This is a genomic window from Acinetobacter sp. G18, from assembly GCF_052660225.1.
The window spans coordinates 2,733,878-2,754,016 of the sequence record NZ_CP109658.1 but is presented as its reverse complement, the minus strand read 5'-3'; the positions used below and the strand labels follow the sequence as shown (position 1 = coordinate 2,754,016).

Annotated in this window: 17 protein-coding genes; 12 read left to right on the top strand and 5 right to left on the bottom strand. The window is 31.0% G+C overall.

Going from position 1 to position 20,139, the window contains the following annotated elements; translation table 11 throughout:
- Positions 1-42 precede the first annotated feature (42 nt).
- Entirely contained in the window at positions 43-921 is an 879-nt protein-coding gene (locus NE363_RS13065; RefSeq protein WP_410566452.1) for a LysR family transcriptional regulator, read from the bottom strand.
- Positions 922-1,035: 114 nt separating this feature from the next.
- Between NE363_RS13065 and NE363_RS13060 the strand changes: the two genes are divergently transcribed.
- The 3 genes from NE363_RS13060 (at position 1,036) to NE363_RS13050 (ending at position 6,305) form a co-directional block, all read left to right on the top strand.
- Positions 1,036-2,463: a Na+/H+ antiporter NhaC family protein gene (locus NE363_RS13060; RefSeq protein ID WP_004702959.1), complete on the top strand. Its 1,428-nt coding sequence runs from the start codon at positions 1,036-1,038 to the stop codon at positions 2,461-2,463.
- A 715-nt stretch (positions 2,464-3,178) separates the two neighbouring features.
- A complete protein-coding gene (locus NE363_RS13055; RefSeq protein ID WP_445535238.1) occupies positions 3,179-4,927 on the top strand; it encodes an FAD-dependent oxidoreductase in 1,749 nt (582 codons plus the stop codon).
- Positions 4,928-5,426: 499 nt separating this feature from the next.
- Entirely contained in the window at positions 5,427-6,305 is an 879-nt protein-coding gene (locus NE363_RS13050; RefSeq protein WP_068936289.1) for a MetQ/NlpA family ABC transporter substrate-binding protein, read from the top strand.
- Positions 6,306-6,375: 70 nt separating this feature from the next.
- Here NE363_RS13050 and NE363_RS13045 read toward each other — a convergent pair whose 3' ends face one another.
- From NE363_RS13045 to NE363_RS13030, 4 genes are all read right to left on the bottom strand, one after another.
- A complete protein-coding gene (locus NE363_RS13045; protein WP_445535237.1) occupies positions 6,376-7,506 on the bottom strand; it encodes a DUF389 domain-containing protein in 1,131 nt (376 codons plus the stop codon).
- 180 nt (positions 7,507-7,686) lie between these two features.
- Positions 7,687-8,430, bottom strand: coding sequence for a TSUP family transporter (locus NE363_RS13040; protein WP_019458230.1), 744 nt, complete (start codon positions 8,428-8,430; stop codon positions 7,687-7,689).
- A gap of 43 nt (positions 8,431-8,473) precedes the next feature.
- The gene (locus NE363_RS13035; protein ID WP_191105542.1) at positions 8,474-9,538 is read right to left on the bottom strand and encodes a hypothetical protein; all 1,065 of its coding nucleotides are present in this window, start codon (positions 9,536-9,538) and stop codon (positions 8,474-8,476) included.
- A gap of 84 nt (positions 9,539-9,622) precedes the next feature.
- Complete coding sequence (locus NE363_RS13030) at positions 9,623-10,423, bottom strand: YqiA/YcfP family alpha/beta fold hydrolase (protein WP_445535236.1); 801 nt, start codon at positions 10,421-10,423, stop codon at positions 9,623-9,625.
- Positions 10,424-11,221: 798 nt separating this feature from the next.
- Here NE363_RS13030 and NE363_RS13025 point away from each other — a divergent pair.
- The 9 genes from NE363_RS13025 to NE363_RS12985 all read left to right on the top strand — a co-directional run bounded on the left by NE363_RS13025 (position 11,222) and on the right by NE363_RS12985 (position 20,133).
- Positions 11,222-11,641, top strand: coding sequence for a DUF2000 domain-containing protein (locus NE363_RS13025; protein WP_191012826.1), 420 nt, complete (start codon positions 11,222-11,224; stop codon positions 11,639-11,641).
- Positions 11,642-11,741: 100 nt separating this feature from the next.
- Positions 11,742-12,509 (top strand): iron-containing redox enzyme family protein, encoded by a 768-nt coding sequence (locus tag NE363_RS13020; RefSeq protein WP_191011032.1) that lies wholly within the window; start codon positions 11,742-11,744, stop codon positions 12,507-12,509.
- A gap of 25 nt (positions 12,510-12,534) precedes the next feature.
- Positions 12,535-13,773 (top strand): ATP-grasp domain-containing protein, encoded by a 1,239-nt coding sequence (locus tag NE363_RS13015; protein ID WP_445535235.1) that lies wholly within the window; start codon positions 12,535-12,537, stop codon positions 13,771-13,773.
- A complete protein-coding gene (locus NE363_RS13010) occupies positions 13,774-15,021 on the top strand; it encodes an MFS transporter (protein WP_445535234.1) in 1,248 nt (415 codons plus the stop codon).
- Positions 15,005-15,787, top strand: coding sequence for a 2OG-Fe(II) oxygenase (locus tag NE363_RS13005; protein ID WP_191011035.1), 783 nt, complete (start codon positions 15,005-15,007; stop codon positions 15,785-15,787). Before NE363_RS13010 ends, NE363_RS13005 begins: the two co-directional genes overlap by 17 nt.
- A gap of 19 nt (positions 15,788-15,806) precedes the next feature.
- Positions 15,807-17,429, top strand: coding sequence for an ABC transporter substrate-binding protein (locus NE363_RS13000; RefSeq protein WP_445535233.1), 1,623 nt, complete (start codon positions 15,807-15,809; stop codon positions 17,427-17,429).
- Positions 17,422-18,435, top strand: a complete 1,014-nt coding sequence (locus NE363_RS12995) for an ABC transporter permease (protein WP_240060710.1) — start codon at positions 17,422-17,424, stop codon at positions 18,433-18,435. The genes NE363_RS13000 and NE363_RS12995 overlap by 8 nt, the downstream gene beginning before the upstream one ends.
- Positions 18,432-19,235 carry an ABC transporter permease gene (locus tag NE363_RS12990; RefSeq protein WP_004702939.1) on the top strand — a complete coding sequence of 268 codons (804 nt, stop codon included), beginning with the start codon at positions 18,432-18,434 and terminating at the stop codon, positions 19,233-19,235. The genes NE363_RS12995 and NE363_RS12990 overlap by 4 nt, the downstream gene beginning before the upstream one ends.
- Positions 19,219-20,133 carry an ABC transporter ATP-binding protein gene (locus tag NE363_RS12985; RefSeq protein ID WP_445535232.1) on the top strand — a complete coding sequence of 305 codons (915 nt, stop codon included), beginning with the start codon at positions 19,219-19,221 and terminating at the stop codon, positions 20,131-20,133. Before NE363_RS12990 ends, NE363_RS12985 begins: the two co-directional genes overlap by 17 nt.
- Positions 20,134-20,139: the final 6 nt, after the last annotated feature.

The following is a 20,139-nucleotide window of genomic DNA, read 5'->3' as shown; positions in this document are numbered from 1 at the left end:
GAAGAAGATAAAACGTTAAACAAATGAGTTTTTAGATACTACTCATAACTTTTGGTTAATCGATGGCGTCATCGAAGCAATTTCTCTTTTAATTAATTCAATAAAATCTTCAGTCGCTTTGGTCGTGCTCACATTAGCATTTTCTAAAATATAAATTGTGGTAGATAAACTTGGTTTTATTTCGTGAATCATATGATTTGGTAAGGAGTGTGCAGCAGTATAAATATCGGTAATACTACACCCTAAACCTTCGCGCACAAGTTCACTCGCCATATAATAGGTTTGTACATTCACAATACTTTTATTAAATGTTCTGTACCTTTTTACAACTTGCATGAGGGAGTCTGAGTAGGGTTGAATCCATCTATTTTCATCAATTGAGTGAAGATCTTGCTTTGCATCAATAGGCTGAGAGTCGATGTAAACCAAAGGAATATCCAGAACAGGCGTAGCAATAATGCCATGCTGAGTATGAGGTTGGAATGTCACCGCAATATCAATTTCACGTCTTAATAATTTCTGCTCTAATGCTTGAGTATGATCTGTACCAATATTGACAAAAACATCAGGGTATTTTTTTAGAAATTTTGCAGTTAATTTGGGGATGAGACTTAAACCTAAACTGGGCAAACACCCGAGTGTGATTTGACCTTGAGTACTTCTTGCTAAGTTATCCGTTAATTTATTTAATTCATTTATTTTTTCATAAATTGGCTTAATTTCATCATATAAGATATAGGCCTCTTTTGTTGGCTGTAATTTACCTTTGACTCGCTTAAATAGAGAAAAACCAAGTCGTTGTTCCGCATGTTTAAGTAGTTTACTTGCCGCAGGCTGTGAAATACATAACGATGATGCTGCCTCTGTGAGTGAACCAAAAAGCATGACTAAATAGAAGATTTCTAGGTGTCGAAGATTCATAAATGAGCACATAACTAATAGTTATAGGTAATCTATTAGAATTCATTATTTAATGTCAATAAACCCTTGTAAATTGGTGTGAAATTCAATGCCAATGATCAAGGAGTGATACATATGTCAGTTGAGCAATCTTCTATAACAATACCTAATATCAGGACACCTAAAAATATTGTCCTTATTACCATTATTATTCTTAGCTTTGTTTTAGCATTTTATGCAAAAGGCTTACCCATAGAGGAGGTCGGTTTAATTGGGTTATTGCCTATTTTTGCCTTAGCACTCTTAACTGTTATCGGTCTAGATATTGTGCTTGCGGTGATTATTGCGATTATTATCAGTGTGATAATGACATCCACCAGTGTATTTGAATTGGGTGGAATACTTGCAAAGTCTACAGGTTCATTTATTGCAACTGTCGGTCTTATTATTATGTTGGGTGCTGGGGTTGGTGAAGTCGCCAACCGAACAGGTGCAGCGAAAGAATTAGTCAAATTTATTGTCAATAAAGTTGGGCTTTCAAGTATTCCTCGCGTGAAACTTGGCATCATGATTTCATCAGTTGTTATTTGTGGTTCATTGGGAACTATGGCAGGTGGTAATGCCATTATTGTTGCTGTCATTATTCCCATTGCAGCAGCTGTTGGTTTAACGCCACCCACCGTTGCATTACTGTTGATGACAGCAGGTTCGGTCGGTCTTTTTATAGGACCATTTACACCAAGTACAGTGACTATTTTAGAGTTGGGTGGCTTGACCTATCCGCAATACTTAAGTGCCTGTGCCATCCCTATGAGTGTTGTCACACTTCTTACAGGTTGGTTTATGTCTGGCTATATACAAAAGTGGACTTTTGGAAAATATACCTATAATGAAAACTTCTTAGAACCTTCTGAAAAAATAGAAAGTGCCTCCGAATTGAAAAGAAGTAAACGTGCGGCAATTGTATTCATTGGCACAATTATCGTAATGGCAATTCTTGGAATTATTTTTAAAGCAGGTTTTAGTTTTGCAATTATTGTGATGCTTACTGTTGCCACTTTGACTGGGTTAGTTGCAGGTTTTAGCCCTAAGCAGATTTTGGAAGCACTCTACGAGGGATGCGGTAAATTAGTCTGGATGTTTATTCTTTACTGGTTATACAATCCTATTTTAGTTCTTGTTGAAAAACTCAATGCTTATCAAACACTGTTAGATAATGCGACACCGTATTTGGTTGACTTAAGTCCTGCGATGCTCTGTTTTGGTATTTTCTTATTTAATATTGTGGGGCATATTCCAGGGGCAGCTGTTGCACAAATGACGTTTACCAATAAAATTTTTGGACCAATTTTACTGGCAAATGGTGTTCCACCTGTTGCGGTTACCGCAGTTCTATTATCAAGTTCCCAAGTAGACTGGTTTGGTCCTTTCCCATCTTCTGATATGTTTGGTCAAATGGGCTTAGCACGTTCAAGTCAACTTAAATACATGCTATATGGTGGGTGGGCCATAGTAATCGCAAATATTCTACTTTTTGCAGTATTGTTCCAGATTTTGAATTAGTTCCTATAAATTAAAAGTATTTCTTATTTAAATAAATGTTAAAAGCCCTTTAAACTAGAAATTTTAAAGGGCTTTATTTTGTACTGCATAATTGATAGGTCTTTTTAAAATAAAATATTTTTTTTATTTTGCTAATTTACTTCATAAGTATCAAAGTTATGTATAAAAAAATATTTTTAATTTTCAATAGATTTATTATTTTATTAGCTTATAAATTGAGAAATCTTTTGGATTGGAAATGGTATTGTAAAATATCTATCTAAAATCGACAATATTGTTTTATTTTTCATGGCTCATATTTCTATTGATGGTATCAAAATATTTGTTTTTATAAAGTATAATTGAAATAATGATTGTTTTATAATTTTATTTTTAAAGGTGTGGCTCATATAATTTTAATAAATAAAAAATTATGCTTAAAAAATATAAACTTAATCGGAGAGTTAGATGTATCTAAAAGATATATTGTGTAGGGATTTGCCAATGTAACCAATAAACCTCAAATGTTATATTTGTGAAAATAATAGATCTATAAATATGTGGAAATTAATTTTATCTATTTTATAGATCTATTGGAAAATTAATATAGTGAAGCTTTTATCTCCAATTGGTTTTAAAGAGTTTTTGAAGCAATATTATGTTTAATATAGTTATTTGCTTTAAATATGTGTAATAACTATTTAGATGCTAAAAATATGTAAGTAATAGGATAAAAATGTTAGAAACTGATGTTTTAATTGTTGGGAGTGGTCCGGCTGGTTCTTCTGCCGCACTTATGTTAAGTACTTATGGAATTAGAAATATCATAATAACTAAATATAGATGGCTAGCAAACAGTCCGCGTGCCCATTATATCAGTCAAAGAACAATGGAAGTTGTCCGAGACTTAGGCATCTCAGATGAAGTAATCGCAAAAGCAGCACCAAAAGAAGTTATGGGAGATGTGGTTTATTGCACATCTTTAACGGGTGATGAAATTGGACGTTTTCCTTATGGAATGAATCATCCAGAAAGAATGTCAGAGTATGCTAAAGCGAGCCCTTGTGAACAGTGCGATCTTCCTCAACACCTATTTGAACCTATTTTGCTTTCAAATGCTGCATCACGAGGTAGCCATCCAAGATTTGATACGGAATATTTATCTCATGTGCAAGATGAAGATGGTGTAACAGTTACTGTTTTAGATAGATTAACTAAACAAACATACTTAATTAGATGTAAGTATTTAATCGGAGCTGATGGTGCAAGCAGCCAAGTCGTAAAAGATTTAGATTTACCTATGGCTGGTAAAATGGGGAAAAGTGGCAGTATCAGCATTATTTTTAAAGCCGATTTAACAAAATATGTTTCGCATCGACCTGGATACCTCTGGTGGATTATACAACCCGGAGCAAACATTGGTGGGATTGGGTTAGGCTTACTGCGAATGGTTAGACCTTGGAATGAATGGCAGATTGTTTGGGGTTACGACATTGAAAAGGAAGAGCCATCTCTTACCGATAATGAGGCGATTGCGATTTGCAAACAGCTTATTGGCGATAACGACATTGAAATAAATATAAGTAGTAAATCATTGTGGACAGTCAATGAAATGTATGCAGAGCAATATTCGAAAGGTCGAGTTTTCTGTATTGGTGATGCTGTCCATCGCCATCCACCTTCTAATGGACTCGGTTCAAACTCATCTATACAAGATGCTTATAACTTATGTTGGAAATTAGCATTTGTATTAAATGGCAAAGCGGGTAGTGGTTTATTAGACAGTTTTAATGATGAAAGAGCATCTGTTGGTGAACGAATTGTTAAGCGTGCAAATCAAAGTGTTAGAGAGTTCTCTACTATATTTTCTGCTTTAGAGTTAGATGGAAAGTACAGTACAGAGGCGATGCAAAAAAGCATTAATGATTTGAGTGAGAGTAATGAAAAAGGTGCTCTTAAACGCCGTGATTTAAGGTCTGCAATTGAATATAAAGCTTATGAGTTTGCTGCTTTAGGTGTAGAAACTAATGTGCGATATCATTCATCTGCAATTATTGGAGCAAAACATAATATTGAAAATGAATTAGATTCTTGTAGAGATGAAGATCTTTATTACTATCCTTCATTTAATGCTGGCCATAAACTCTCTCATACATGGTTAGTCAAAAATCATAGAAAAATCTCAACTTTGGATTTAATTGGAAACGGAAAGCTTACGCTTTTTTGTTGGTTGCAAGGTGATAAATGGAAGCTTGCTGTAGATCATATTAATAGACAGCTTAACTTGGATATTAAAGTTATACAGGTAGGGCCAAAAAGAGATGTGGAAGACTCTTATGGAGAGCTTTCACGCTGTTGGACTAATGATGAAAATGAATGCATGCTGATTAGACCAGACGGCTATATTGCTTGGACAAGCAATGACGTTGAAAATGCAGAAGATGAATTGCATAGTGCTATATCATCCATACTTAGTTTGAGCTAATTGCTCACCAAGGAAATAAACTTTAATAAAATCTATTGAGAAGTATTTTATTGAATTTAGATTTCATCGTATCCATCAAATTTTGAAAGCCTCTGTTACAAGCAGGGGCTTTTATATACAAAAGTAAAAATTAAACAGAGATTTAGCTTAAATATTGATAACAAATCCTGAAAATTTCATATAAATCAAATATGTATGTGATATTTAAAAAATGTTTATGTTTTCAATATGTTGCTGTGAGCATGGCTATATATCAGAATTGAACAAGTTATTTGTAGAATATTCACTTGTTGATATATGATGATCCCATATTTAGAGGCTGTTTCAAAACATAATTCTATTGTTTAGCGAGCAAGTTCAAGGAATGAATAGTGCTGAATTCAGGCTTCTAAACCCTATATCTGGAAATTATTTCCGGCCAAATATTGCATTTCGACCCAATGGTTGGAAATGTCTCACTCTTTTGTAGGGTAGGCGTTTCCTATTTTAGGATGTACCTATGAAAAAATTATTTAGTGTATTGTTCAGCGCATCTGTACTAACACTGACTGCATGTAATAAACAACCTGCACAAACTGAAAATACTGCAACAACCAAAGACAAAACTGAGTCTGTTCGAACAATTAAACTGGTTTCAACAGGTTCAGATACGGATGTATGGAAATATGTTGCAACGCTTCCTGAGACTAAAGAAGCGGGTATTAAACTTCAAGTTACCAATTTGACTGACTATGTTGTGCTCAATACATCTGTCGCAAATGGTGAGCAAGATGTAAATGCGTTCCAGTCATTTAACTATTTGGCAGCTTACAATGCTTCAAATACAGCGAAAGTTGCAGCTATTGCGACAACTTACTTGGAACCAATGGGTATTTATGCAGATAAAATTAAAACTGTTGAAGAATTCCCACAAGGCGCGACCATTGCAATTCCAAACGATACTGCTAACGAAGCTCGTGCATTAATATTATTACAATCTGCTAAACTGATTAAACTTAAACCAAACTTTGATCCTATAAAAGGGACTACGAACGACATTGCTGAAAACCCTAAAAATTTACAATTAAAACCAATTCAAATGACTACAGCAGTTCGTGTTAAAAACGATGTAGATGCAATTGTACTTGGTAATACATTGGCACTTGAGGGTGGTCTTAATGTAATGAAAGACGCTATCTTCCGTGAGCCTGTTGACCAGTCTACTAAGCTTTATGTCAATTTATTGGGCGTAGCTGAAGCAAACAAAAATGACCCGATCTATACGAAACTTGGTGAACTTTACCACTTACCGAAAGTGCAAAAATTCGTAAGTGAAAAATTCGGTGGCACAAAAGTTGAAGTGAACAAACCTGTTTCTGAATTTGCAGACATCAAATAAGTAATTTTTTAATTAGAACTACTTTATAAAAGCTAAGCCCCGCTAATCGGGGCTTAGCTTTTTTTAATATTTATTTAACTAAACGTTCTGCTTCTTTATGCTGAATTACTGTATTACTTGGACTGTTTGGTGCTTCAATTATCTCTACTGGAATAAATCTAATTTGAGCAATAGTGGATTTCTCATTTGAATCTTTTGGTAATAGTTGATTAAGCTTTTGAATATCTAATGCTGTTGGAGTGGTGTCTCCACGCACTACAATACGAACGAGCGTAAAAGCATCTCGTTTATCGAATTGGATTGTATCGACAATATTATTGTTAATATTAAAATATTTATTAACATCTGATTTTACTTCGTTCTCATAAATTTGTTTATTTAGCATGTGTATAAAATTTAGAGTTAAGTAAATCGCTAAACCCACTAAAAACAATAAACTAATGATATTTCTTTTTATAAATTCAAAGACATTACTTTTTACTTCAGTATCAGAACCTCGTCTAAAACCTGCAATCCAAAGAACTAATGAGGAGCTGACTTGAATCGCTATAATATTCGTTATAGCTAAAATCAAAGCATTTGCAGCATTTTTCCATTCTAAATGAGCAATTAAGATACCACTTGCAACTAATGGTGGGACTAAAGCAGTCGCTACAGCCACACCCACAACAGCAACAGAGAGTCGAGGTGATATAGCGGCGAAAGCACCTGCTGCTCCACCTGCGAGCGCAATCATAAGATCCATTATTGTAGGTTGTGTTCGAGCTAAAATTTCACCAGTGATTGGTATATTTATATTAATCAGTCCCAGAATAATACCAATCGAATAAATCATTACTAAGCCCAAAATAAGGGTGATGAATGACGTTCTAAATAAAATCCATCTATTATCAATAAATGAAAGAGCTATTCCTGAAATAGGGCCAAGCATCATTGCTACCAACATTGCACCAATGACTACAGCGGATGAATCTGCAAGAAGACCATATCCAGCTATGATCGCCGCAAGTGCATTCATTATAAAAAAAGTCTTACTAGGTAAAGCATCGGCTTGAATATTTAAGCGAACATTTTTGTGATCAATTTTTTGTGTGTTTGCGCGAAGTGCCTGTTTATATCTCAGCTTTTCTTTTAGTACTTCGTATTTTTGTTGATCTGATTTTTCTTCTACAATGATTGTAGCATCATCTTTTTTTTCCATATTTAGTTCTATTTTATAGTTCAATTATTAAACTTTACTATTAAAAAAATAAAAAGAAATCAAGTTTTTCTAAATGTAGCAGTGTGAAATTATTTGTTGTGTCCTGTAGCAAGAGGTTCTTACCAGATTTAAGAACCTCAAGGAAACATGCTATTGATCTGCAAATATTGAAGAAACAACTTAAAAGAAATGGCTTAAATATATAAAAATTGGGTTTTTAGGGTCTAGAAGTAACTTTAAAGCCATACATAAGCTGATGATTATGAGTAAGGGCTTGATCACTCTTGAGCCAAATCTTACTGCAAATTTTGCGCCTATCGAGGCACCAATAAAAGCTCCACCAGCCATCACAAAAGCTATTGGAAAAATGACGTATCCTTTAATGATAAATATAGATAACGAACCTAGGTTACAAGCCACATTTGCTAACTTGGTATAAGATAAAGCGCTTACTAGCTTAAATCCTAATAACAGTACAAATGCAACGATAAAAAATGAACCAACCCCAGGACCAAAAACGCCATCATAGAACCCTAGTAACGGCGCCACTAGAAGTGCAAATAAAAAATAAGGAATAAGAGGTTTTTTATCTACATCACTGAGCTTTGGTGAAAAAATAAAATATAAAGCAACCAAAATTAAAAGTATTGGTACGATAGTTAAAAGAACATTTTTAGGCATCAGGGTAACTGAAAGAGCCCCTAATGTTCCCCCTAAAAAAGACATACAAGCGATAGGAATTGCTTTACGCCACTCAATGAGCCCTTTTCTTGCAAAACTAATAGTTGCTGAAAGTGTTGCAGAGGCTGCTTGTAATTTATTGGTTGCTATTGCAGATACGGGAGGGACACCTGATAAAAGCAATGCAGGTAGAGTGATTAAACCTCCTCCACCTGCAATAGCGTCAATAAATCCAGCTACCATAGCTACTAAGCCTAAGATAAGGAGGAGTTCAAAATTCAATTTATTAGCCTTTCACAATAAGTGGATTTTTTTGCAGCACAATATAATCAAGGTTTTTTCTATAACCAAATAATCGAACTAATGTTCTACGGTTATCTTTAATAATATCTCGGCAATGTAAGCATAAACTATTATTAATAATTAAAACTGTATTAGGATTTAAATTAATTGAATCAACAATATGAGTTTGTCGAACAATTGATTCAAATTTATAAAAAGCATTTTTAATTTTTAAAGAAGCATTTTCGTTTGGAGTGAATCTATAGGAATTATATTTCATGGCTATATAACCATGTTTATCTACTTCTAAAATAGAAACGTTTTCTCCACCAGATCCTTGGCCCTCATTAAAAGTTTCACTTCTAGTAAAGTTAAAACTTTCTGTTGTTAAAGCCATTGTCTCTTCAAGAGTTAATTGACTTAATATTCTTGAGATTGGAATTAAACTAGTAGGTTCGTTCAGGGGATTCCATCTTGCTGTTAAAATTAAAGAAGAGGGAGCAGGTGAATGATTATTAACAACTTTAGTCACTGTATGATAGGGAGCTTCGGTGTGTGCAGTTAGTGCTATACCTGAATGTGAACTCTTGTCAGGATTCTCATTTTCAATTTTTGTGATTCCACCACCTTTTAAGTTTGCAACAACTCTAACGATTTTGCCTAAATTATCTATATCAAATGCGAAAGCATCTTCCTCAAGCAGTGCCAATATGATTTGTTCAGAAGAAGCGAGTGTTAATATATCTATATCTGTTTCAAGTAATTCAAGTGAAGGTAATTGTGTTGATTGAGTAATATCAATTTTACTGCGATCTAACTTTTTAATATTGAGTCCTTCAAGAACGAGATAAGGTATTTCTCTACGAATATATTTTTCAATAATACTTTTTTCATATGAGTTTAACTTTGCAATTAGTATTTCTTTAAAAGCTAGAATTTTATCTTGAACATGTAAAGAATCAGGGCCTCCTAGTAAAGCCAGTTCATATGACATTTCACTAATTAAATGAGAAATTTCGGGAGAAAGATAAAGATGATAAGTGTCTAAATTTTTAACTATTTGATTCATGGCTAGTTTATTGTGATTAAAATTCAGCTAAAGACTAGAGTGTCTCTTTTAAAAAATCAATATTTTTTTAAATATTATATTTTATTATATTTTTATTAAATAATGATCTTTGCCTTTCTCAATTATTAAATTGAAGTTTGCTTTTCGCATAGAAATTGTTTTGAAAGTTTGAACTATTTCATACGGAATAGGAGAGTACTTCGTAACTTCATTAATCTCATAAAAACCTTTTGACTTACCATTGTTAGTTTTTACTCCATCCAGTTCACCATAAATAATTAATACATTTTTTCTATAACTCATTAAGAAGTTCCAAATTGATGAAGAATAAAAACTATAAGGTTTTGAAATTTCATTTTTAAAATCTGGCCCATACATTTTATTTACTGCCTGATCTGAATATATGGCTGGGCATAATAGAATTAATTCATCTATTTGAAATTTTTTTGATAAATGAATTGCAATATAACCACCCAAACTATATCCAATAACAATATCTACTTTTTTTAAAAGACTATAAAAAGTCATACTTTCATTTATGTTTTGAGATAACGATGACTTTGTTTCGCTTGTATTGTTTAAACCACTTAAGTTAAAAGAAAGTGTTGCAATATTTTTACTTCTAAGAAGCCCTTCTAAAGGGGTTAAAGAGCTTAGATCAGAGTTACCCCCATGTATAAGTAATGCTACTTTCTGTGGGGAATCCTCGCCATAACTAAATTTAGCCTCTAACTCATAAGTACCAAAGTCATGAGTAAAAAAGAACGAATTTACATTTTCGGCTGTGTTGTAATTTTTCAGCTCATGTATGGGCAAGCTTGTTACTTTTGAAATGGTATTAGAAAGATATCTATGAGCAATTGATAAATTATCTTGCTTTTCCATGACTGATTATTCCTGCTAAAGGTGTAAAAACTTTGTTATATAAAATAAAATTTAAATAATAATGAGCTTAAATATTTATCTTTAAATTTTTATATTCTATTTGAATAAATATTATTTGAATAGATATGCTGAGTTTAATATATCTTTTACAAGTAGCAAATAATATGTAGATACAGTTGTACTAGACAAAGTAACGGCTGTTGAGAGTAGTGTCAATGTAATAAAAAATTTTAACGACGGTGAGCTTGTTGCAGAGTTTACAAAGTTGGACGTCAATTTATTGGGTATTGTGAAAGCTATAAAAATAGATGAGTTTTAATGTTTCCTGAAGTAAAAGATCAGGATACATAAAAGTAGGAGTGAACAACCTTTTTTGAATTTGCAATATTAAAAAAGTATTTCTTCTATTTAAATTATTTTTCAAAGCTTAGTCACCCTAAGCTGAGCTTATGATTTGTAATATTTTTACTAATTCAGATTATTTTAAATTTAAAAATACCAGTAGACTTACGCTCTCTTACAAAGAGAAGAGGGGATTTAAATAAAATAATTTTTAAGTGAATATTCATGTAATTAGTGGAATTTTATGGAAATTTCATACTAAGATCCCGTCGATATTACATTGGAATCTATTCATAAAAAAAAGGAATAAATTACATAAAAATAAAGAATAAAATAAAATATTATAAAAATCAAATATGTTCCTGAAAAATTAGATTGATTAGTAAAAACAGTATAGACAAACCTTTCTGTATGTATTAGAAGATAGAAAAACCTAAAATTGAGTTCAAATAAAAAGTGGATATTAATAATTTAAAAGCGGTAATTATTGTTGATGAAGAATTACCATCAGGAGTAATTACAAATACTGCGGCAATACTAGGCATGAGCCTTGGTAAAAAATACCCAGAGATCGTTGGACGAAACTTAATAAATAAAGATCAAGAAATGCATGAAGGTATAACGATTATTGGCTTACCTATCTTAAGTGCAGATAAAGATAAGTTAAAGAACATTAGAGAAAATGCTAAAGAATATAAAAATCAGATATTTGAAGTTAATGTTTTGAATTTGACACGTGTCACGCGTTCTTATGAGGAATATGCTGAGAAATTAGAGCAAATTTCAAATCAAGATCTGGAATATCAAGGAATTTTATTATGCGGTGAGAAAAAAGCCATAAATAAACTAACGGGTAATTTAAGTTTATTTAAATAATAAAAAAGGGGGTTAAATCTAGCACATTTAACCCCCTTCTCTTAACAATCTCAAAGAAATTGTTAAATCAACCCCTGTCTTATGCAATTAGGAGATGATCATGGATCATACCATTTATAGTAACTCAAGCCAAGAAAAAGCAGATTTAAGATATCTTATACCAGAAGATACTTATTATCATGGACATCCTGAAGTCGTTGAATGGACTACAAAATTTTCTAGTGAAGCTGAAAAGTATGAGGTTTTTAAGAATATTCATTCAGCTCTTCAAACAGTGGACATTGCTAAAGCAAATAAAGTGGCAACTGCTTGGTATGAGTTTACAACTTTTGTTCCTACTTTTTTATCATTAGCTGTTGTTTTAACAGATGACCCTGAAAGACAGCATCATTTAATTCAAATTGCTTATGATGAGTTAGGTGGGCAGGATAAGCAATATATTCATTCTAAGCTTTTTTTAGATGCAATTGAAAAAGTAAATTTAAGTTATAAAAAAGATTATGAAATAGTAAATATTAAAAATGTTTTAGAAGGTTTAAAAAATACTTTACTTAATACTAACAGTCAGTATGGAATAGTTGGTCTTTTATTAAGTTTTGAAATTATTGCAGAAGAAAATATTGAAACATTATTCAAAGGGTTATGTTTTGATGATAACTGTATTGCTTTATTGAGTGATACCCCTTTCTTTGAAATTCATAGAGCAGATGAGACAGAACACATCCGTCATTCAGTAGCTAATTTTTTAAGATTTTGCCAATCAGATGAATCAAAAAGAGAATTTATGATTTCTTTTGAAGACGGTCTTAATTTTTGGCGAAAGTTTTGGAACTACATTGCTGAAAATTTAAATATCTCTACAAAATAAAATGAATTAAAGAGAGCAGGAAATAATGAAAAAAGTAGTAGTTTTTATTGAAACGAATTTCACGGGTTTAGATGCATTAACATATTGCAAGGAAAAAGGATATCACTCGGTACTAATTACTGATAGTTATGAACGCTTTTTGAGTTGGTTTCCTGCTTCATCTCTCTCTAAAATTGATCAGGCCAGTGAAATAATTAATGTTAATAATTCAAATGATTTGGAAGAGCTCATAAGCGTACTAAAAAAATTTGAAAAAGTAGATGCTATTTTGACATTTGCAGAAATCAGAACACTAGTTACTGCAAAATTAGCAAAAGAAATGAATGTGAAACATAGTAACTCTCAAGCAATTGAAATAGCTCAGAATAAAAGCTTAATACGTAAAATTTTAGCTGAAAATAAAGTTGAAGAGGTAAGTTCTGTAACTATCAAAGATATCAATTTTATCGATAATGAGATTGAAAAGAATAATCTAAAATATCCTTTTTTTATCAAACCATTACATGGACATTCAAGTATTGGAGCAAGTGTATGTAGGAATGATAATGATCTTCTAAACTATAAGAAGAAATATATTAAAAGTAATCAGGATGGTATTTCTGACGAACTTGTGATTGAAGATTATTTAGAAGGCCAGCTTGTAAGTGTAGAGACATTAACATTTGCTAAAGGTCAGCATGCAATTATTGGAGTTGCTGATAGAGATATAATTCATGATTGTGTTGAAATTGGCTCATCATTTACATTAGATGACCGAATTGCAACTCTAGCAAAAGAAAAAGCAAAAAAAATACTAAACTGCATAGACTACGATTATGGATCAAGTCATATAGAATTAATTGTAAATGATGAGGAAGCAAGACTTGTTGAAGTTAATACAAGAGTAGGAGGAAGTGGACATTCTATTATGATGGATCTTGCTACAGGTCGTTCTATCGTAGGTGATTGTATAGAATGTAGTTTAGGAAATTTAAAATTTGATGAAAACTTATATTCAAATAAGAAAATGGGAGCAAGTTGGCAGTGCTTTGTTCCAAATAAAGAAGGAATAATTAAAAAATTACCAAATATAGAAATTCTTCAGAAAATGAAAGATATAACGAATGTTTGGTTTCATTATCAGGAAAATGAGAAAGTTGAGGATCTAAAATCTAATTTTAGCTGGGTTGTTCAGGTAATGGCTCAGGGAGAAAACCGAGAAGCTGCAAAGTTCAATGCACTTACCTGTATTAATTATATTCGTGAAAATTCATTGGTAGAGTAAATGCCTATGGATATTTCTCTGAAAAATCTTTCTTTATTATCTAGTTCGACCTTCATATCATCATTAGGGTCGATACTATTACAAATATCATTAACTTTTTATTTTTATGAAACTACTAAATCAGCTTTATTGACGGGAATACTAGTTAGTCTCCAATGGCTACCAGCATTATTAATAGTCTTTATAAGGAATAATTGGGAATTTGGGAAAAGTCCTTTACTGAAATGGAAGTTATCAGAAATATGTGCATTGACTATTACAGGATTACTGATTCTCTTGGTTGATAAGAGTATTTATTGGGTAATTGCTATTTTATTTATTAGGGGAATGTTTGATCAAATTGTTCGAGTGAATAGAACTGTTGCATGCCGATATGTATTTGATAATAAAAATCAACAGTTTTATTCAAGTATATTGCAGAGTAGCTACCACATAGGTATTAGTGTGGCTGCAATATTTGCAATACTATTTATCGGTAAGTTAAATCTAAAAGGAATTATTGTAATTAATTTAATAACTTATATTATTTCAATTTTTCTAATTAGCTTGTCTCGAACTTTAAAAGATTTTCCTAAAATTCAAAGCAGTGACAGTAATAATATTTTATTTGGAATAAAAGAGTATTTTTTGATTTTGAAAACTAATGGAATTCTTAGGTTATATGCATTACTTTTTCCAATTACTGCAATTTTTTTTCAAGGTACTTATTCAGTTTTACAAACAATATATCCATTACAAAAATATCATATTTCAGCGAATGAAAGTTCAATGTCATATGTTGTTGCAGGTATAGCTATTATCTCTGGTTCAGTAGCATTTACGTATGTTTCAAATAAAATAGATTTATATAATGGTTTCTCTAAACTAATTGTAGTTACTCTTTCATTGCTAACAGTAATAACTTATATATTTTCTTTGGCAGTAAGTGATAAATTCCAAGCATTAATTTTATTTATGATCATGGTGTTTATTTTTGAGATTCTATGGATGTATGGATATATTGGCACTGTTAAATATTCACCTAATGGTAAGCTTAGTTTGATATATGGCATATCATTTTCAATTGGTTGTTTTGGTGCTGGTCTAATGAGCATGTTGTTAGGGTTTTTATTGGATTTAATAAGTAATCAATTTTTAAAATTAATATTAATATCAAATATTATATACATGGTAATAATTTTTTTATTATGCCAGAAAAATATATTTATCGTTAAAGAATTAGGAGTTCCAAATGAAAAACTGGATTAAAAATGAATTTTATGAAATGAGTGAAGAAAATTTTAATCTTTTACTTGATTTTAAAATCCCTGGAATTATTGTTAAAAACTTCATTCCTAAAGATATATGTGACCAAGTCGCAGAACGATTAATTCAATCTAATTTTTCTAATTATTCACATTTAAATGACATACCTGTTAATCATATAGGAGTGTGCCACAATCAATGTGTAACTAAAGAAAAAAAATACTATTTTGAACAAAGAGAGAAAGCATTAGAGCAAATTGGTAATATATACAAAGATTTAAACATAAATCCTGTAAATGAAGTGCTCAAGTTATTTAATGATAAAAGTGGTAGAAAAGCTGAAGTTTTTAAAGAAGATGGCTATGGAGAATATTTTGCAGGAGCATTCCGAAGTTTTAAAGGACATGGAAAATTACATATTGATCATGCGCCTTCTCACATAGCAACGGAATGGGATGTAAAAAAAATTTTAAGACAACTAACTTGGAATATTTATTACACCGTAAGTAACAAAGGCGAGTTAGTAGTCTATGACACTATTCATACGCCTGAAAATGAAAAGATGAAAGTGCCGAATGAATACTATTTTCCTTATGAAGTGCTCGATGATGTGAATGATTGTTTACGAATGGTGCCAGAGGTAGGTGATCTTATTATCTTTAATACACAAAATTTTCATGAAGTCTTAGGTAATCCTAATGGTTATCGCATTTCACAAACCTCCTTTTTTGGATTGCGTGAAGATGAAAGTTTAGGTTTCTGGTCTTGATGAAAATGGAGTATAAGAATTGAAAAAAAAAATGATAATTTGTGGTGTCGTCACTGTATCAATTAGTTTGATAGGTTGTGCACCACCTAAAAAAGAAAATAAAAATACTTTAATATATTGTTCTGAGGGTTCACCAGAGCTTTTAAACCCTCAGAAAACTCTATCTGGTACAGCTAGAACAGCTACTGCTACGACTATTTACGATAGGCTAGTTGATTTTAAACCTGGCACGATGGAAATCGTGCCGTCATTAGCTGAAAGTTGGCAAGTAAGTAAAGATGGAACAGAATACGTTTTTAAGTTAAAAAATAATATTAGTTTTCAAGAGACTAATTTTTTCAAACCCAAAAGAAATTTAAATGCGGATGATGTAATATTTTCAATTGAACGACAGTTAGATGTAAATAATCCATACCATAAGGTTAATGGAATAAATTATCAATATTTTCAAGGAATGGGATTTAGTGAAAATATTGAAAGTGTCGATAAAATTGATGATTTAAATTTAAGAATAAAACTGAAAAAACCAGATTATATTTTTATCAAGAATATGGCTTTGCCATTTATGTCAATTCTTTCAAAAGAATATGCTGATTATTTAATTAAGGAAAATAGGAGGGAAGATATTGATAATATTCCATTAGGAACTGGGCCATACTATTTTATTAGTTATGTTCCTGATAGTGTAATAAAATATAAGGCTAGTAATAAATATTGGGGAGATAAACCATTAATTGAAAATTTAATTATTTCTATTACACCAGATATTAGTGTGCGTATGGAAAAATTGAAAAAAGGTGAGTGTGATATTATTGTTTCACCAAATCCACATGATATAGATGAGATAACTAAAAATAAAGAATTTAAAGTTATTAAAAATGAAGGAATTAATATTGGATATCTTGCTTTAAATACGGAAAAGAAACCATTAGATAATTTAAAGGTTCGTCAAGCAATTGCTTATGCATTAAATAAAAAAAGTTATATAGATATTGTGTATAATAATAAAGCAACTATAGCAATAAATCCATATCCGAAAAATGTTTTAGGATATAATGATAGTGTGAAAAAATATAATTATAATATAGAAGAATCAAAAATATTATTAAAAGAAGCTGGCTACCCAAATGGTATTGATCTTGAATTATGGACTTTACCAGTTTCTCGTCCATATAATCCTGATGGAAAGAAAATGGGGCAATTAATGCAATCAGACTTAGCTAAAGCTAATATTCGTGTAAAAATTAAATCGTATGAATGGGGAACATATTTACAGAAAGTTAAAAATGGAGAGCATCAATTAGTACAGTTGGGATGGAATAGTGATAATGGTGATCCAGATAACTTTTTATTCCCATTATTGAGTTGTGAGTCTGTTGATAAGGGCTCAAATAATGCTAGATATTGTAATAAAGAATTTAATAAAATTATTACAAATGCTAAACTAACAAATAATCAGGATATTCGTAAAAAATTATATGAAGAAGCTTTAACTATATTAGCTAATGATGAACCAATTGTTCCACTTGCACATGCAGATATTTATAGAATTTCAAATAATAGACTCAGCGGATATATCAACAATCCTTTTGATCTAGATTATTTTCAATACTTAACATTTAAAGGTGAAAATAATGAATAGATCCATAAATTTTTTTATATCCATTTTTTTTATATTCTTAAGTTCATTTTTTCTAATAAGGTTGGCACCAGGTGATCCAGTTCTATTAATGCTGGGTGATAGAGGAAATGATCCAGCACAATATAGAGTAATGATGGAGAGTTTGGGCCTAAATTATCCATTGTATGAACAATTTAAGATATATACTCTCAATATTTTTACAGGAAACTTTGGTCATTCAATTGTTAGTGGTAAATCAATAATTCTTGAATTATTACCTAGATGGAAAGCTAGTTTTGAGTTGGGTTTAATTGTTTTTATTTTCTCTTTTTTTATAGGAGGTATGCTAGGTATTTATCTGGCTTATAATTTTAATACTAAAAAAGAGAAAATATTATCAAGTAGCATGTTGGTTGTTTACTGTATTCCAATATTTTGGCTTGGATTGCTGCTAATTAATATTTTTTCATTGAAATTTAATTTATTTCCAGTTTCTGGTAGAGTCGGGTATGATTTTGATATAACACCATATACTGGATTCTATTTAATCGATAGTTTAACAGGTGATAATTATAAAAATTATGGCTTTACTGCCTTTTTTAGCTGCCTAAATCATATGGTTTTACCAATTATAACAATGTCAATTGTACCTATTGTTTCAATAGCGAAGATAACTAAAGTTAGTATTTTGGAAGTGTTGAGAAAAGATTATATATTAACTGCAAAAAGTTTAGGCATGTCTGAATCACGAATTTTTTTTAAGCATGTTTTGAGAAATATATTAGTACCAGTTTTAACGATCTCAAGTTTGTATTTAATAAATGTAACCGTTGCCGGTGCTATTCTTACTGAAACAATATTTTCATGGCCAGGTATTGGTAGATTTCTTGTAACAAGTGTTTTAAGTAGAGACTATCCAGTTATTCAAATAGTAATACTCTTCATTGGGGTATTTATTTTAATTGTGAATCTTATACTTGAAATGCTAGTGAAAATAATTGATCCAAAACAAAGGGTGAAAGTATGATAAATAAAAAGCATGTTTTTATTTTTCCTTTTGTTTTATTAGGAATTTCTTGTTTTTTTCTAGATCCATATACCCAAAATATAGATAAAGTTCTTCTGCAACCTGGCTTGACTAATGGTTTCTCTTATATTTTTGGTACTGATTATATAGGTAGATCATATTTAGATAGGTTAATTTTGGGAGGAATAAATACAATAGGTTTAGCACTTATTATTGTATTTACATCATCTATTCTTGGCTTTTTTTTAGGTTGTTATGCTGCGATAAGAAAGGGCACAATAGAGTCTTTTATTATGCGTTTTTCCGACATTCTGATGTCAGTACCAGGTATTTTACTTGCAATCGTAATAGTAGCTATTTTTGGTAATGGTGTGTTAGAGCTATTTATAGCACTAGTCATTGTACTTATACCTAGATTTATTAGATTTTCTCATTCTATTACTAGTCGTATTAATACTGAACTTTATATAACAATTGCTAAGGTTACTGGCAGTAGCAAAATACAAATTTTAAAAAATGAAATATTACCAAATTCTAAAAACTTATTAATGCAACAATCTATATTATCTTTTAGTGAAGTCATATTAGAGATATCTGCTTTGGGTTTTTTAGGATTAGGAATACCAGCTCCGTTGCCCGAATGGGGTGCTATGTTAGCAGAATCGCGTAATTATTTTGGTACTAATCCATATCTCATTATTTTGCCTGGTCTATGTTTAATGTTGGTAGTGTTGTTTTTAAACTATATAGGTGAAAATCTTACAATTAATAAAAGAGAAAAAAATGCTATTAAAAATTGAAGAACTTAAAGTAAAAACTGAAGACATAATTTTATTAGATAACATTGATTTAGAAGTAAATCATGGAGAGATCATTGGAATTATCGGTGAATCAGGAAGTGGGAAAAGCTTACTAGCTAAAACACTGCTTGCCTTAAATAGTAAAAACTTGGTAACCAGTTTTAGATCATATAATTATGAAGATAAAAGTTATAGCTATGATGAAATAAAATTGCTGCGAGGAAAACATATAGCAATGATATTTCAGAATCCTCATACTGCACTTGATCCTTCAGCTAATGTGAAAAGTCAATTAAAGAATGCTATGTTATTGAATAATAACAGTGAAAATATCGAGCATAAATCAATTGAATTGTTGAATGAGATGGGAATTAAAGATATTGAAAGATGTTTAAAACTCTATCCACATCAACTTTCAGGCGGTATGGCTCAACGAATATTAATTGCTTTAATGTTAGCGCGAGAACCTAGTCTATTAATAGCAGATGAACCCACTACAGCTTTAGATCCCTTAGTACAAGAACAGATACTAAATCTTTTAAAAGCAATAGTTAAGAAAAGAAAAATGGGTTTAATATTAATATCTCATGATTTGAGAGTTATAAAAAAATATGCTGATAAAACAATTGTTATGTATTCCAGTCAGGTAGTTGAAAAAATAGAAACACAAAAAATATTAGATCATGCAAAACATCCATACACAAGAGAGTTAATTTCTCTTATTCCGAGTGAAAATATTAAATACAAGGAAAATCTTAGAACTATTAAAGGTAGAATTTTATCGGCAAATGAATATGTGATGGGCTGTCGATTTTCAAATAGATGTTTATTAGTTGAAGAAAAATGTAATACGAAAGTGCCTGAATTAAAAGATTCTACCTATAGATGTCATTTTTGAGGTTAA

What these genes read in the sequence shown, in the direction of transcription:
- NE363_RS13065 (WP_410566452.1), bottom strand. Translation starts at nt 921, where the DNA reads ATGAATCTTCGACACCTAGAAATCTTCTATTTAGTCATGCTTTTTGGT.
- NE363_RS13060 (WP_004702959.1), top strand. Translation starts at nt 1,036, where the DNA reads ATGTCAGTTGAGCAATCTTCTATAACAATACCTAATATCAGGACACCT.
- NE363_RS13055 (WP_445535238.1), top strand. Translation starts at nt 3,179, where the DNA reads ATGTTAGAAACTGATGTTTTAATTGTTGGGAGTGGTCCGGCTGGTTCT.
- NE363_RS13050 (WP_068936289.1), top strand. Translation starts at nt 5,427, where the DNA reads ATGAAAAAATTATTTAGTGTATTGTTCAGCGCATCTGTACTAACACTG.
- NE363_RS13045 (WP_445535237.1), bottom strand. Translation starts at nt 7,506, where the DNA reads ATGGAAAAAAAAGATGATGCTACAATCATTGTAGAAGAAAAATCAGAT.
- NE363_RS13040 (WP_019458230.1), bottom strand. Translation starts at nt 8,430, where the DNA reads ATGGTAGCTGGATTTATTGACGCTATTGCAGGTGGAGGAGGTTTAATC.
- NE363_RS13035 (WP_191105542.1), bottom strand. Translation starts at nt 9,538, where the DNA reads ATGAATCAAATAGTTAAAAATTTAGACACTTATCATCTTTATCTTTCT.
- NE363_RS13030 (WP_445535236.1), bottom strand. Translation starts at nt 10,423, where the DNA reads ATGGAAAAGCAAGATAATTTATCAATTGCTCATAGATATCTTTCTAAT.
- NE363_RS13020 (WP_191011032.1), top strand. Translation starts at nt 11,742, where the DNA reads ATGGATCATACCATTTATAGTAACTCAAGCCAAGAAAAAGCAGATTTA.
- NE363_RS13015 (WP_445535235.1), top strand. Translation starts at nt 12,535, where the DNA reads ATGAAAAAAGTAGTAGTTTTTATTGAAACGAATTTCACGGGTTTAGAT.
- NE363_RS13010 (WP_445535234.1), top strand. Translation starts at nt 13,774, where the DNA reads ATGCCTATGGATATTTCTCTGAAAAATCTTTCTTTATTATCTAGTTCG.
- NE363_RS13005 (WP_191011035.1), top strand. Translation starts at nt 15,005, where the DNA reads ATGAAAAACTGGATTAAAAATGAATTTTATGAAATGAGTGAAGAAAAT.
- NE363_RS12995 (WP_240060710.1), top strand. Translation starts at nt 17,422, where the DNA reads ATGAATAGATCCATAAATTTTTTTATATCCATTTTTTTTATATTCTTA.
- NE363_RS12990 (WP_004702939.1), top strand. Translation starts at nt 18,432, where the DNA reads ATGATAAATAAAAAGCATGTTTTTATTTTTCCTTTTGTTTTATTAGGA.
- NE363_RS12985 (WP_445535232.1), top strand. Translation starts at nt 19,219, where the DNA reads ATGCTATTAAAAATTGAAGAACTTAAAGTAAAAACTGAAGACATAATT.